The sequence below is a fragment of the Streptomyces sp. NPDC030893 genome, from assembly GCF_055571535.1.
On the sequence record NZ_JBVIFC010000011.1, the window covers coordinates 117,562 to 132,143 of the forward strand.

General features: G+C 70.0%; 12 protein-coding genes. 10 read left to right on the forward strand and 2 right to left on the reverse strand.

Features of this window, described 5'->3' with window-relative positions; translation table 11 throughout:
* The first annotated feature begins 29 nt into the window (after positions 1 to 29).
* From yajC to relA, 5 genes are all read left to right on the forward strand, one after another.
* Positions 30 to 524, forward strand: coding sequence for a preprotein translocase subunit YajC (gene yajC, locus ACZ434_RS21310; RefSeq protein WP_468458065.1), 495 nt, complete (start codon positions 30 to 32; stop codon positions 522 to 524).
* A 135-nt stretch (positions 525 to 659) separates the two neighbouring features.
* Positions 660 to 2,426, forward strand: coding sequence for a protein translocase subunit SecD (gene secD / locus ACZ434_RS21315; protein WP_468458067.1), 1,767 nt, complete (start codon positions 660 to 662; stop codon positions 2,424 to 2,426).
* Between the two features lie 3 nt (positions 2,427 to 2,429).
* Positions 2,430 to 3,545 carry a protein translocase subunit SecF gene (secF, locus tag ACZ434_RS21320; protein ID WP_468458069.1) on the forward strand — a complete coding sequence of 372 codons (1,116 nt, stop codon included), beginning with the start codon at positions 2,430 to 2,432 and terminating at the stop codon, positions 3,543 to 3,545.
* The gene (locus ACZ434_RS21325) at positions 3,542 to 4,090 is read left to right on the forward strand and encodes an adenine phosphoribosyltransferase (RefSeq protein WP_468458071.1); all 549 of its coding nucleotides are present in this window, start codon (positions 3,542 to 3,544) and stop codon (positions 4,088 to 4,090) included. Before secF ends, ACZ434_RS21325 begins: the two co-directional genes overlap by 4 nt.
* Before the next feature lie 296 nt (positions 4,091 to 4,386).
* Entirely contained in the window at positions 4,387 to 6,915 is a 2,529-nt protein-coding gene (gene relA, locus ACZ434_RS21330) for a GTP pyrophosphokinase (RefSeq protein ID WP_468458073.1), read from the forward strand.
* Positions 6,916 to 6,975: 60 nt separating this feature from the next.
* Here the strand turns inward: relA and ACZ434_RS21335 are convergent, their stop codons facing one another.
* Positions 6,976 to 8,205 carry a DUF349 domain-containing protein gene (locus tag ACZ434_RS21335; RefSeq protein ID WP_468458075.1) on the reverse strand — a complete coding sequence of 410 codons (1,230 nt, stop codon included), beginning with the start codon at positions 8,203 to 8,205 and terminating at the stop codon, positions 6,976 to 6,978.
* A gap of 138 nt (positions 8,206 to 8,343) precedes the next feature.
* Entirely contained in the window at positions 8,344 to 9,165 is an 822-nt protein-coding gene (locus ACZ434_RS21340; protein WP_468458077.1) for a peptidylprolyl isomerase, read from the reverse strand.
* A gap of 183 nt (positions 9,166 to 9,348) precedes the next feature.
* Here ACZ434_RS21340 and ACZ434_RS21345 point away from each other — a divergent pair, with 183 nt between their 5' ends.
* The 5 genes from ACZ434_RS21345 to rpsD all read left to right on the forward strand — a co-directional run bounded on the left by ACZ434_RS21345 (position 9,349) and on the right by rpsD (position 14,580).
* Positions 9,349 to 10,059: an MBL fold metallo-hydrolase gene (locus ACZ434_RS21345; RefSeq protein ID WP_468458079.1), complete on the forward strand. Its 711-nt coding sequence runs from the start codon at positions 9,349 to 9,351 to the stop codon at positions 10,057 to 10,059.
* Positions 10,060 to 10,071: 12 nt separating this feature from the next.
* Positions 10,072 to 11,334 (forward strand): histidine--tRNA ligase, encoded by a 1,263-nt coding sequence (gene hisS / locus ACZ434_RS21350; RefSeq protein WP_468458081.1) that lies wholly within the window; start codon positions 10,072 to 10,074, stop codon positions 11,332 to 11,334.
* 262 nt (positions 11,335 to 11,596) lie between these two features.
* Positions 11,597 to 12,265 (forward strand): vitamin K epoxide reductase family protein, encoded by a 669-nt coding sequence (locus tag ACZ434_RS21355; protein ID WP_468458083.1) that lies wholly within the window; start codon positions 11,597 to 11,599, stop codon positions 12,263 to 12,265.
* Positions 12,266 to 12,308: 43 nt separating this feature from the next.
* Positions 12,309 to 13,664, forward strand: coding sequence for a replication-associated recombination protein A (locus ACZ434_RS21360; protein WP_468458085.1), 1,356 nt, complete (start codon positions 12,309 to 12,311; stop codon positions 13,662 to 13,664).
* Positions 13,665 to 13,965: 301 nt separating this feature from the next.
* On the forward strand, positions 13,966 to 14,580 hold the full coding sequence (gene rpsD, locus ACZ434_RS21365) for a 30S ribosomal protein S4 (RefSeq protein ID WP_189560244.1): 615 nt from the start codon (positions 13,966 to 13,968) through the stop codon (positions 14,578 to 14,580).
* Positions 14,581 to 14,582 lie beyond the last annotated feature (2 nt).

Consider the following 14,582-nt stretch of genomic DNA (forward strand, 5'->3'; position numbering starts at 1 on the left):
CGCGGTCGTGTTGAAGGAAGTTCCGACCCGTGAGTCTCCTGACCCTCCTCCCGTTCATTGTGCTCATCGGGGCCATGTTCCTGATGACCCGGTCGGCCAAGAAGAAGCAGCAAGAGGCCATCGAGATGCGGAACCAGATGCAGCCGGGTTCCGGCGTCCGCACCATCGGGGGCATGTACGCCACGGTCAAGGAGGTCAACGAGGACACGGTCCTCCTCGACGCCGGCCCGGGCGTCGAGCTGCTGTTCGCCAAGAACTCGATCGGTGCCGTCCTCTCCGACGACGAGTACAACCGCATCGTCCACGGCATCGAGCACGACCTGAAGTCCGACGTCGTCCCCGACGACGCCTCCTCCCTCACCGAGACCGACGACTCCTCCGACGCTGCCGCCGCCTCCGACGACACGCCCGTCGACCTCGGCAAGAAGGACGCGGCCGACGAGCCGGCCGACGCCGACACCGCCGACGGGGCGAAGGCGGACGCGCAGCCGAAGAAGTCCGACGGCGACTCCGACGCGAAGTAGCGGTCATGTCCAGGGGCGCGCGGGTGCTTCCCGCGCGCCCCTGGACGTGCCCAGCCCGCACGGAATCCCGACACCATGTGATGGCCGCCCGCTCCCCGACCCGGCGCGAGGCGGCCCGAGAGGGAGTACGAGAAGGTGGCAGCACTCAAAAAGGGAAAGAACGCGAGCGCCACAAGTAAGCCGTGGCGCTCGCTTGCTCTCATCCTGATCGCCATCGTGGCGCTCACCGGGGGGATGTTCGCCTCCGGACACACCACTCCGCGTCTCGGCATCGACCTGGCCGGTGGCACGAGTATCACCCTGGCCGCGGTCCCCGAGGCCGGCCAGGAGTCCGCGATCAACAAGACCAACATGGACACCGCGGTCTCCATCATGGAGCGGCGTGTCAACGGTCTCGGTGTCTCCGAGGCCGAGGTCCAGACGCAGGGCACCCGCAACATCATCGTCAACATCCCCAAGGGCACGAACTCCAAGCAGGCCCGGGAACAGGTCGGCACCACCGCCAAGCTCTACTTCCGCCCCGTCGTCGCCACCGAACTGGCCGGCGGCGGAGCCGCTCCGACGCCCAGCGCGACCGGCGACGCCGCAGGGCAGGACTCCGGCCGGGACAAGGCGACCGAGAAGGCCACCGACGGCTCCTCCCCGTCCGCCTCCACCAGCCCCTCGGCGAGCGCCACCACCCAGGGCCGCGCGGTCACCGACGCCCTGAAGGCCGACGAGACCCCCTCCGGCTCCCCCAGCGGCAAGGCCGACGACCAGGCCGACCCCGCCCCGTCCGCCCCCGGCGCCCCCGACAGCGAGCTCCAGGCCCAGTACGCCGCGCTCGACTGCACCAAGGAGAGCGTCCGCGCCAAGGCCGGCGACGGCGCCAAGGCCGGCGACCCCACCCTCGCCTGCGGCCAGAACTCCCAGGGCCAGTGGCAGAAGTACATCCTCGGTGCCGCCGCGGTCGACGGCACGGACGTCGACGAGGCCGACGCCGTCCTCAACACCCAGACCGGTGCCGGCTGGACCGTCACCATGAAGTTCACGGACGGCGGCGCCAAGAAGTTCGCCGACGTCACCGGCCGGCTCGCCCAGCAGCAGTCCCCGCAGAACCAGTTCGCCATCGTCCTGGACAACGAGGTCGTCTCCGACCCGTACGTGAGCCAGGCCCTGACCGGCGGCAACGCCGAGATCTCCGGCAACTTCGACCAGCAGTCGGCCCAGGAACTGGCCAACATGCTGTCCTACGGCGCCCTGCCCCTGACCTTCCGCGAGGACAGCGTCACCACCGTCACCGCCGCCCTCGGCGGCGAGCAGCTCGAGGCCGGCCTGATCGCCGGTGCCATCGGACTCGCCCTGGTCGTCCTGTACCTGCTGGTCTACTACCGCGGCCTGTCCTTCATCGCGATCCTCTCGCTGCTGGTGTCCGCCGCCCTGACCTACGTCATCATGTCGCTGCTCGGCCCGACGATCGGCTTCGCGCTGAACCTGCCGGCCGTGTGCGGTGCCATCGTCGCGATCGGCATCACGGCGGACTCCTTCATCGTGTTCTTCGAACGGGTCCGGGACGAGATCCGCGAGGGCCGTACGCTGCGCCCCGCCGTGGAGCGGGCCTGGCCGCGCGCCCGGCGCACCATCCTGGTCTCCGACTTCGTGTCGTTCCTCGCCGCCGCCGTGCTCTTCGTCGTCACCGTCGGCAAGGTCCAGGGCTTCGCGTTCACCCTCGGCCTGACCACCGTGCTCGACGTCGTCGTGGTGTTCTTCTTCACCAAGCCCCTGCTGACGCTGATGGCCCGCCGGAAGTTCTTCGCGAGCGGTCACAAGTGGTCCGGGCTCGACCCGAAGGCGCTCGGTGCCAAACCACCCCTGCGCCGCACCCGTCGTCCCTCCGCCCCCGCCCAGCCGAAGGAGGCGTGAGAGATGTCGAGACTCGGCACCCTCGGAGCCCGGCTCCACCATGGCGAGACCGGCTACGACTTCGTCAAGAACCGCAGGATCTGGTACGGCGTCTCCATCCTGATCACCATCCTGGCCATCGTCGGTGTGGCGGGGCGCGGCCTGCACATGGGCATCGAGTTCCAAGGCGGAGCGGTCTTCACCACCCCGAAGAACATGAGCGTCTCGGTCACCGAGGCCGAGGAGTACGCGGAGGAAGCCTCCGGTCACGACGCCATCGTGCAGAAGCTCGGTGACGGCAGCCTGCGCATCCAGGTCGCGGGCATCGACACCAGCACCTCGGACAAGATCAAGGACACGCTCGCCGAGGACCTGAAGGTCAACGGCGAGCAGATCAACGCCGAGCTGGTCGGCCCCAGCTGGGGCGAACAGATCGCCAACAAGGCCTGGCAGGGCCTCGCCATCTTCATGGTCCTCGTGGTGATCTACCTGGCGATCGCCTTCGAGTGGCGCATGGCCGTCGCCGCGTTCGTCGCGCTGATCCACGACATCACCATCACCGTCGGCATCTACGCCCTCGTCGGCTTCGAGGTCACACCGGGCACGGTGATCGGCCTGCTGACCATCCTCGGCTACTCGCTGTACGACACGGTCGTCGTCTTCGACAGCCTCAAGGAACAGACGAAGGACATCACCAAGCAGACCCGCTGGACCTACAGCGAGATCGCCAACCGCTCCATCAACAGCACCCTGGTCCGCTCCATCAACACCACGGTGGTCGCGCTGCTGCCGGTGGCGGGCCTGCTGTTCATCGGTGGCGGTGTCCTCGGCGCCGGCATGCTCAACGACATCTCGCTGTCGCTGTTCGTCGGCCTCGCCGCCGGTGCGTATTCTTCGATCTTCATCGCCACGCCGCTCGTCGCCGACCTCAAGGAGCTCGAGCCCGGAATGAAGTCCCTGAAGAAACGGGTCATGGCCAAGCGCGCCCAGGGCGCCGGCCCGGACGACCCGGAGATGGCCATGGCCGTCGCCGGTGACCACGGAGAAGAGCCCGAGGACGCCGGGCCCGCGGTCGTCGGGCCGCGCCAGTCCGCCTCCCGCGCCCGCGGCCGGGGCCGTTCCTCGGGGAAGCGCCGATGACCGCACGCACCGACATCCCGGCCCTGCTGCTCAGCCGGATCCGGGATGTGGCGGACTACCCGGAGCCGGGCGTGATGTTCAAGGACATCACCCCGCTCCTGGCGGACCCCGAGGCGTTCTCCGCGCTCAGCGACGCCCTCGCCGGCATCGCCCGCAGCACCGGCGCCACGAAGATCGTCGGCCTGGAGGCCCGGGGCTTCATCCTCGGCGCCCCGGTCGCCGTCCGCGCGGGCCTCGGCTTCATCCCCGTACGCAAGGCGGGCAAGCTCCCCGGAGCCACCCTCAGCCAGGCGTACGACCTCGAGTACGGCTCCGCCGAGATCGAGGTGCACGCCGAGGACCTGTGCGCCGACGACCGCGTTCTGGTGATCGACGACGTCCTCGCCACCGGCGGTACCGCCGAGGCCTCGGTCCGGCTCGTCCGCAGGGCGGGCGCCGAGGTCGCGGGTCTGGCGGTCCTGATGGAGCTGACGTTCCTCGGGGGACGGCAGCGGCTGGAGTCCGTGCTGGACGGAGTGCCCCTGGAGGCGCTCATCGCCGTGTGAGCGGACCGTCCCACGGCACGACGGGCGCCCCGGAACCACGTCCCGGGGCGCCTTCCGCCGTTCCGGGAGACCGGGACAAAGGCCCCGCTGCCGAGTGACGACCACGGCCGTCCGCGCGGGCCGGCCCCGGCTCCCCGGGGCCGGGGCCGGCCCGGGAGGAATCGGGCGTCCGCCCCGTGTGTTGGTGGGGTAGACGGTCCTCACACCGCTCCGAAGGCGATCCGCGAGCAGGGGATCGCTACCATGGGGTCTCCGGAGCCTGACCGGGGGACCCGGATCGCGCACGAGGAGTCCTCTTGCCAGACGAGGCCCAGCACCTGACCGCAGCCAAGCCCGAGTCCGCCTCGGCGGCCGCGGCCAAGCCCGCGCCGAGCGCGCCCCACGCGAAGAACGACACGCGTGGGCCGGTCCAGCACGCCCAGTCCGCGCCCGTGGACCAGCCCGAGCGGACGCGCCCCAAGCCGTCCCCGCCCGAGCGCTCGGCCGCCGTGGCCCGGCCCAACACCGGCCAGCCCGCCCGCTCCGGCTCCTCCAACCGCGTCAGGGCCCGCCTCGCCCGGCTCGGCGTCCAGCGCGCCAACCCCTACAACCCGGTCCTGGAGCCGCTGCTGCGCATCGTCCGCGGCAACGACCCCAAGATCGAGAACGCCACCCTGCGCCAGATCGAGCGCGCCTACCAGGTCGCCGAGCGCTGGCACCGCGGCCAGAAGCGCAAGAGCGGCGACCCGTACATCACCCACCCGCTCGCGGTCACCACCATCCTCGCCGAGCTCGGCATGGACCCGGCCACGCTCATGGCCGGACTGCTGCACGACACCGTCGAGGACACCGAGTACGGCCTGGAGGACCTCCGCCGCGACTTCGGCGACGTGGTCACCCTCCTCGTCGACGGCGTCACCAAGCTCGACAAGGTCAAGTTCGGCGAGGCCGCCCAGGCCGAGACCGTGCGCAAGATGGTCGTCGCCATGGCCAAGGACCCCCGCGTCCTGGTCATCAAGCTCGCCGACCGCCTGCACAACATGCGCACCATGCGCTACCTCAAGCGCGAGAAGCAGGAGAAGAAGGCGCGCGAGACCCTGGAGATCTACGCGCCGCTCGCCCACCGCCTGGGCATGAACACCATCAAGTGGGAGCTCGAGGACCTCGCCTTCGCGATCCTCTACCCCAAGATGTACGACGAGATCGTCCGCCTCGTCGCCGAGCGCGCCCCCAAGCGCGACGAGTACCTCGCCATCGTCACCGACGAGGTGCAGCAGGACCTGCGGGCGGCCCGTATCAAGGCCACCGTCACCGGCCGCCCCAAGCACTACTACAGCGTCTACCAGAAGATGATCGTCCGCGGCCGTGACTTCGCGGAGATCTACGACCTGGTGGGCATCCGCGTCCTCGTGGACACCGTCCGCGACTGCTACGCGGCCCTCGGCACGGTGCACGCGCGATGGAACCCGGTCCCCGGCCGGTTCAAGGACTACATCGCGATGCCCAAGTTCAACATGTACCAGTCGCTGCACACGACGGTCATCGGCCCCGGCGGCAAGCCCGTCGAGCTGCAGATCCGCACCTTCGACATGCACCGCCGCGCCGAGTACGGCATCGCCGCGCACTGGAAGTACAAGCAGGAGGCCGTCGCCGGCGCCTCCAAGGTCCGCACGGACGTCCCGAAGGGGTCCGGTAAGGACAAGGACGCCATCAACGACATGGCGTGGCTGCGGCAGCTCCTGGACTGGCAGAAGGAGACCGAGGACCCGGGCGAGTTCCTGGAGTCCCTGCGCTTCGACCTGTCCCGCAACGAGGTCTTCGTCTTCACCCCCAAGGGCGACGTCATAGCGCTGCCCGCCGGTGCCACCCCCGTGGACTTCGCCTACGCGGTCCACACCGAGGTCGGCCACCGCACCATAGGAGCGCGGGTCAACGGCCGCCTCGTACCCCTCGAATCGACCCTCGACAACGGCGACCTGGTGGAGGTCTTCACCTCCAAGGCGGCCGGAGCCGGCCCCTCCCGCGACTGGCTCGGCTTCGTCAAGTCGCCCCGCGCCCGCAACAAGATCCGCGCCTGGTTCTCCAAGGAGCGCCGCGACGAGGCCATCGAGCACGGCAAGGACTCCATCGTCCGCGCCATGCGCAAGCAGAACCTGCCCATCCAGCGCATCCTCACCGGCGACTCCCTGGTCACCCTCGCGCACGAGATGCGCTACTCGGACATCTCCGCCCTGTACGCGGCGATCGGCGAGGGCCACGTCTCCGCGCAGAACATCGTGCAGAAGCTCGTCCAGGCCCTCGGCGGCGAGGAAGCCGCCACCGAGGAGATCGACGAGAGCGTCCCGCCGGCCCGCGGCCGCAGCCGCAAGCGCCGCGCGGGCTCCGACCCCGGCGTCATCGTCAAGGGCGTCGAGGACGTCTGGGTCAAGCTCGCCCGCTGCTGCACACCGGTCCCCGGCGACCCGATCATCGGCTTCGTCACCCGCGGCAGCGGCGTCTCCGTGCACCGCAGCGACTGCGTCAACGTCGACTCGCTCTCCCGCGAACCCGAGCGGATCCTCGAGGTCGAGTGGGCGCCCACCCAGTCCTCGGTGTTCCTGGTCGCCATCCAGGTCGAGGCCCTGGACCGCTCCCGGCTGCTGTCGGACGTCACCCGCGTCCTGTCCGACCAGCACGTCAACATCCTCTCCGCCGCCGTGCAGACCTCCCGCGACCGGGTCGCCACCTCCCGCTTCACCTTCGAGATGGGCGACCCGAAGCACCTGGGCCACGTCCTGAAGGCCGTACGCGGCGTCGAGGGCGTCTACGACGTCTACCGCGTCACCTCGGCCCGCAACCGCACGTAGGACACACGAAAGGGGGCTGCCGCACCCGCGGGTACGGCAGCCCCCTTCCGTGTGACGGTCTCAGCCGCCGAACTCCTGCAGGCCCTTCAACGCCTGGTCCAGCAGCGCCTGGCGGCCCTCCAGCTCACGCTCGAGCTTGTCCGCCTTGGCGGTGTTGCCCTGGGCACGCGCCTGCTCGATCTGGCCCCTCAGCTTGTCCACGGCGGCCTGCAGCTGGCCGGTCAGGCCCGCGGCACGCGCACGTGCCTCCGGGTTGGTCCGGCGCCACTCGGCCTCCTCGGCCTCCTGCAGGGCCCGCTCCACGGTGTGCATCCGGCCCTCGACCTTCGGGCGGGCGTCCCGCGGCACATGGCCGATGGCCTCCCAGCGCTCGTTGATCGCACGGAACGCGGCCCGCGAGGCCTTCAGGTCCGTGATCGGCAGCAGCTTCTCCGCCTCCCCGGCCAGCTCCTCCTTGAGCTTCAGGTTCTCGGCCTGCTCCGCGTCACGCTCGGCGAAGACCGACCCGCGGGCGGCGAAGAAGACGTCCTGCGCGCCGCGGAAGCGGTTCCACAGGTCCTCCTCGTGCTCGCGCTGGGCCCGGCCCGCGGCCTTCCACTCCGTCATCAGCTCGCGGTAGCGGGCCGCCGTCGCACCCCAGTCCGTCGAGTTCGACAGCGACTCGGCCTCGGCGACCAGCCGCTCCTTGGTCTTGCGGGCCTCCTCGCGCTGCGCGTCCAGCTGCGCGAAGTGCTGCTTGCGCCGCTTGGAGAACGCCGACCGGGCGTGCGAGAACCGGTGCCACAGCTCGTCGTCGGACTTGCGGTCCAGCCGCGGCAGGCCCTTCCAGGTGTCCACCAGGGACCGCAGCCGCTCACCGGCCGCCCGCCACTGATCGGACTGCGCCAGCTCCTCCGCCTCGGCGACCAGCGCCTCCTTGGCGTGCCGGGCCTCGTCGGACTGCTTGGCCCGCTGTGCCTTGCGCTCCTCGCGACGCGCCTCCACCAGCTCCACGAGCTTGTCCAGCCGGGCCCTGAGGGCGTCCAGGTCACCGACCGCGTGATGGGCGTCGACCTGCTCGCGCAGGTGCTCGATCGCGGTCTGGGCGTCCTTGGACGACAGGTCGGTGGTCTTCACTCGCTTCTCGAGGAGGCCGATCTCGACAACCAGGCCCTCGTACTTGCGCTCGAAGTAGGCCAGCGCCTCCTCGGGGGAGCCTGCCTGCCAGGAACCGACGACCTTCTCGCCGTCGGCCGTACGCACGTACACGGTCCCCGTCTCGTCGACGCGGCCCCACGGGTCGCTGCTCACAGCGCCTCCTCCACATGATGCCGTCGAAGGGGCCTGCCAGCTCCCCCGGGCATCGTCCACAGTTTCGTCACGGCCAACATAGGCGACCGACGGGATGCCTGTCCGCATCCCGCGCGACCGAAATTACGCAGTTGGGGGTCAGGATTCGGTGACGGTCGCCTTGTCGATCACGACCGTCGCGTTGGGCGCCCCGTCGCCGGCTCCGGTGTTCTCCCCGGCACCGGCGATCTTCTTCAGCACCTTCATCCCGGCGTCCGACAGGGTGCCGAACGGCGTGTAGCTGGGCGGCAGCTGACTGTCCTGGTAGACCAGGAAGAACTGGCTGCCACCGCTGTCCTTCTGCCCGGTATTGGCCATCGCGACCGTACCCGCCGGGTAGATGTTGTCCTTCAGGCTCGCGTCCTTCAGGTTCTCGTCCGGGATCGTGTACCCGGGGCCACCGGTGCCGGTGCCCGTCGGGTCACCGCACTGCAGCACGTAGATGCCGTTGGTGGTGAGCCGGTGGCACCTGCTGTGGTCGAAATACCCCTTGTCGGCAAGGAAGTTGAACGAGTTGACGGTGTGCGGCGCCGCCGACGCCTTCAGCGCCACGTCTATCGCGCCACAGGTCGTCTCCAGCGTCATGGTGTACTTCGCCGACTTGTCGATGGACATCGCCGGCTCCTTCTTCCAGGTCTGCGTCTCGACCTCGCCCTCCGCGGGCTTGTCGCACGGGTCCGGAGCCTTGCTCGTCGGTGCGGCGCTCGGCGTGACCTCCGCGTTCGCGTTGGTCTTGTCGTCGTCCTGCTCCAGCGCCCCGGTCGCGTACAGCGCACCGCTGCCCACGAGGACCACACCGAGCGCGGACGCGATCACCGCGTTGCGGATGCGCGACTTGCGACGTGCCTCGGTACGCCGCTGCTGCTGCCGCAAGAACTTCTCCCGGGCGAGCTGACGCCGCCGCTGTTCCTGGCTGACCACCGGGTTCTCTCCTCATGCGTCTCGTGTGCCGGCCGGTACGCGTGCGTGCGTGCGGTGAGCCGACCGCCTGCGTGTGCCCCGTACCGTATATGGGTTCGCTGAGGAATCGGCAGCGCCGGTAGGCTCTGACCACGGGCGCAGCCCCGTCGCAAGCCTCCCGTACCGACACAACGAAGGACGATCGTGCTCATTGCCGGGTTCCCCGCCGGGGCCTGGGGGACGAACTGTTATCTCGTCGCCCCCGCCGCCGGTGAGGAGTGCGTGATCATCGACCCCGGCCACCAGGCCGCCGACGGCGTCGCGGAGGCGGTCCGCAAGCACCGGCTCAAGCCCGTCGCCGTCGTCCTCACCCACGGCCACATCGACCACGTCGCCTCGGTCGTCCCGGTGTGCGGAGCACACGACGTACCGGCCTGGATCCACCCCGAGGACCGCTACATGATGAGCGACCCCGAGAAGGGGATCGGCCGTGCCATCGGCATGCCGCTCATGGGCGAGCTGACCGTGGGGGAGCCGGACGACGTCAAGGAACTCACCGACGGCTCCCGGCTGGCGCTCGCGGGCCTGGAGTTCTCCGTCGCGCACGCGCCGGGCCATACCAAGGGGTCGGTGACCTTCGGGCTGCCCGAGGCGGCGGACATCCCGCCGATCATGTTCTCGGGCGACCTGCTGTTCGCCGGCTCCATCGGACGCACCGACCTGCCCGGCGGTGACATGGCCGAGATGCTCGACTCGCTGGCCCGCGTGTGCCTGCCGCTCGACGACTCGACCGTGGTGCTGTCCGGCCACGGCCCCCAGACGACCATCGGCCAGGAACGCGCCACCAACCCGTATCTGCGGCAGGTGGCCGCCGGCCAGGGAGCCACGACCGAGGCTCCCCGACGAGGAATGTGACGAGAGACTTCCGTGAGCACCTTCAAGGCCCCCAAGGGCACGTACGACCTGATCCCGCCCGACAGCGCCAAGTACCTCGCCGTCCGCGAGGCCATCGCCGCCCCGCTGCGGGGTTCGGGCTACGGCTACATCGAGACGCCCGGCTTCGAGAGCGTCGAACTGTTCGCGCGCGGTGTCGGTGAGTCCACCGACATCGTCACCAAGGAGATGTACGCCTTCGAGACCAAGGGCGGCGACCGGCTCGCCCTGCGCCCCGAGGGCACCGCCTCCGTGCTGCGCGCCGCCCTGGAGGCCAACCTGCACAAGGCGGGCAACCTCCCGGTCAAGCTCTGGTACTCCGGCTCGTACTACCGCTACGAGCGCCCCCAGAAGGGCCGCTACCGGCACTTCTCCCAGGTCGGCGCCGAGGCGATCGGCGCGGAGGACCCGGCGCTCGACGCCGAGCTGATCATCCTCGCCGACCAGGCGTACCGCTCGCTGGGCCTCAGGAACTTCCGCATCCTGCTCAACAGCCTGGGCGACAAGGAGTGCCGCCCGGTGTACCGGGCCGCGCTGCAGGACTTCCTGCGCGGTCTGGACCTGGACGAGGACACCCTGCGCCGCGCGGAGATCAACCCGCTGCGCGTGCTGGACGACAAGCGCGAGTCGGTGCAGAAGCAGCTCACCGGCGCCCCGCTCTTGCGCGACTACCTCTGCGACCCCTGCAAGGCGTACCACGAGGAGGTCCGCGAGCTGATCACGGCGGCGGGCGTGGCCTTCGAGGACGACCCCAAGCTGGTGCGCGGCCTGGACTACTACACGCGCACCACCTTCGAGTTCGTCCACGACGGTCTCGGCTCCCAGTCCGCGGTGGGCGGCGGCGGCCGCTACGACGGACTGTCCGAGATGATCGGCGGTCCCGCGCTGCCGTCCGTCGGCTGGGCCCTTGGCGTGGACCGGACCGTGCTCGCCCTGGAGGCGGAGGGCGTCGAGCTCGAACTCCCCGCCACCACCAGCGTGTTCGCCGTGCCGCTCGGCGAGGAGGCCCGCCGGGTGCTGTTCGCGAAGGTCACCGAACTGCGCAAGAACGGGGTGGCGGCGGACTTCTCCTACGGCGGCAAGGGCCTCAAGGCCGCCATGAAGGCCGCCCACCGCTCGGGCGCCCGCTACGCCCTGGTGCTGGGCGAGCGCGACCTCGCCGAGGGTGTCGTCCAGCTCAAGGACATGGAGTCCGGCGAGCAGACGGCGGTCGGCGTGAACGAGATCGTGGCGGAGCTGGAGTCACGGCTCGGCTGATCCCTCGTACCGACGAAGGCGCCGGATGCCCGCGCGGGGCACCGGCGCCTGTGTCGTCCACGCGTACGGGCGGCTTCACCCGGACGGATGATTCTGGGCGGAGCGGGTGCACGACCGTCCCCGGACGGCGGCCGAAACCGCACGCTCACGGGCGGACACCGGTACCCACTTATGTCCGCACAACGGCGAACCCACAGCCCCGTACGGCACAATGGCCCCTGCCCGAAGCAGGTCCACACTCTCCAGTGACGGAATCGGCGTGATGAGCAAGACGACAGTCAGGGACGTCGACATGGATCCCGACCCCCAGGCCTCCCCGGAGCGCCCCGCCTCCGCGCCCCGCACGGAAGGCGCGAGCCGGGCCCTGGCCCTGCTCCTGGTGATCACCGGCGCCGCCGGTGTGCTCGCCGCGTGGGTGATCACGCTCGACAAGTTCAAGCTGCTCGAGGCCAAGGTCAAGGGCGAGACGTTCGTCCCCGGGTGCAGCCTCAACCCCGTCGTCTCCTGCGGCAGCGTCATGGAGAGCGACCAGGCCTCCGTCTTCGGCTTCCCCAACCCGATGCTGGGCCTCGTCACCTACGGCATCGTCGTCTGCGTCGGCATGAGCCTGCTCGCCCGGGCCCGCTTCCCCCGCTGGTACTGGCTCACCCTCAACGCGGGCATGCTCTTCGGCGTCGTCTTCTGCGCCTGGCTGATGCACCAGTCGCTGTACCGGATCAACGCCCTGTGCCTGTGGTGCTGCCTGGCCTGGGTCGCCACGATCATCATGTTCTGGTACGTGACGTCCTTCAACGTCCGCAAGGGCTTCCTGCCCGCGCCGAGCCGGCTGAAGAGCTTCTTCGGCGAGTTCACCTGGGTCCTGCCGGTCCTGCACATCGGCATCATCGGCATGCTGATCCTGACCCGCTGGTGGGAGTTCTGGACCAGCTGACCGCCCGTCCCGGGCTGTCGGTGCGGTGCCTTAGGGTTTCAGCGTGGAGCCCGACCTGTTCACCGCCGCAGCAGAAGAACGCCAGGAGAAGGACCCGACCGGCAGCCCCCTGGCGGTCCGGATGCGCCCGCGCACCCTCGACGAGGTGGTGGGCCAGCAGCACCTGCTGAAGCCGGGCTCCCCGCTGCGCAGACTGGTCGGCGAGGGCGCCTCGGGCCCCGCGGGTCCCTCCTCGGTGATCCTCTGGGGCCCGCCCGGCACCGGCAAGACCACGCTGGCCTACGTCGTCTCCAAGGCCACCAACAAGCGCTTCGTGGAGCTGTCGGCGATCACCGCGGGCGTCAAGGAGGTCCGCGCGGTCATCGACGGCGCCCGCCGCGCCTCCGGCGGGTACGGCCAGGAGACCGTCCTCTTCCTCGACGAGATCCACCGTTTCAGCAAGGCCCAGCAGGACTCCCTGCTCCCGGCCGTGGAGAACCGCTGGGTCACCCTGATCGCCGCGACCACCGAGAACCCCTACTTCTCGGTCATCTCCCCGCTGCTCTCCCGCTCCCTCCTGCTCACCCTCGAACCGCTCACCGACGACGACATCCGGGACCTGCTGAGGCGCGCCCTCACCGACGAGCGGGGCCTGAAGAGCGCCCTGACCCTCCCCGAGGACACCGCGGACCACCTCCAGCGCATCGCGGGCGGCGACGCCCGCCGCGCGCTCACCGCCCTGGAGGCCGCCGCCGGGGCCGCCCTCGACAAGGGCGAGGGGGAGATATCGCTGGCCACGCTGGAGGAGACGGTCGACCGGGCGGCGGTGAAGTACGACCGCGACGGCGACCAGCACTACGACGTCGCCAGCGCCCTGATCAAATCCATCCGCGGCTCCGACGTGGACGCCGCCCTGCACTACCTGGCCCGCATGATCGAGGCCGGCGAGGACCCCCGCTTCATCGCCCGCCGGCTGATGATCTCCGCCAGCGAGGACATCGGCCTCGCCGATCCGCACGCGCTGCCCGTCGCGGTCGCCGCCGCCCAGGCCGTCGCCATGATCGGCTTCCCCGAGGCCGCCCTCACCCTCAGCCACGCCACCATCGCGCTCGCCCTCGCTCCGAAGTCCAACGCGGCGACCACCGCGATCGGCGCCGCCCTGGACGACGTACGCAAGGGACTGGCCGGGCCCGTGCCGTCCCATCTGCGGGACAGCCACTACAAGGGCGCGACGAAACTGGGGCATGGCAAGGGCTACACCTACCCGCACGACCTGCCCGAGGGCATCGCCGCACAGCAGTACGCGCCGGACGCCCTGAAGGACCGCGAGTACTACGAGCCCACGCGGCACGGCGCGGAGGCGCGGTACGCGGACGCGGTGGAGTGGACCAGGAAGCACCTCGGTCGGAAGCGGTCCTGACCACCCTGTAGACTCGGGCGAAGTGCTGAGTCCCGTGTCCGGCCCCGGCCGGCGCCTCAGACGGGACAACCAGCCGGATCTTCGATCCAGGAGCGTCGCGCACCGTCGTAGGTGTCGCGGGCAGCCCACCACCACCCGTATCCCACGGGACCGGTCGGTGGGCCGTTCGTGTGCTGCACGTATGTGCCCAGACCAGGGGAGCGGCTGCCCGGCAGGCCCCGAGCGGACCTGACGGGAATTCCCCGGCTGCGGATGCGACCTCCCGTAACCCTGAGGCAGCCGAAATGGAAAAGGAAAAGAAGTGGCGAACCAGTCCCGCCCCAAGGTCAAGAAGTCGCGTGCCCTCGGTATCGCGCTGACCCCGAAGGCCGTCAAGTACTTCGAGGCCCGCCCCTACCCGCCGGGTGAGCACGGCCGTGGCCGCAAGCAGAACTCGGACTACAAGGTCCGTCTGCTGGAGAAGCAGCGTCTGCGCGCGCAGTACGACCTCTCCGAGCGCCAGCTGGTCCGCGCCTACGAGCGTGCCTCCAAGACCTCGATGAAGACCGGCGAGGCCCTCGTCATCGAGCTCGAGCGCCGTCTCGACGCGCTGGTCCTGCGTTCGGGCATCGCCCGCACGATCTACCAGGCCCGCCAGATGGTCACGCACGGCCACATCCAGGTCAACGGCAAGAAGGTCGACAAGCCCTCCTTCCGTGTCCGCCCGGACGACGTCGTGCAGGTCCGTGAGCGCAGCAAGGAGAAGACCCTCTTCACGATCGCTCGTGAGGGTGGCTTCGCCCCCGACGGTGAGATCCCGCGCTACCTCCAGGTGAACCTCAAGGCCCTGGCGTTCCGCCTGGACCGTGAGCCGAACCGCAAGGAGATCCCGGTGATCTGCGACGAGCAGCTCGTCGTCGAGTACTACGCCCGCTGATC

Coding starts and splice junctions, on each gene's coding strand:
- secF (WP_468458069.1), top strand. CDS start 2,430: ATGTCGAGACTCGGCACCCTCGGAGCCCGGCTCCACCATGGCGAGACC.
- ACZ434_RS21325 (WP_468458071.1), top strand. CDS start 3,542: ATGACCGCACGCACCGACATCCCGGCCCTGCTGCTCAGCCGGATCCGG.
- ACZ434_RS21355 (WP_468458083.1), top strand. CDS start 11,597: ATGAGCAAGACGACAGTCAGGGACGTCGACATGGATCCCGACCCCCAG.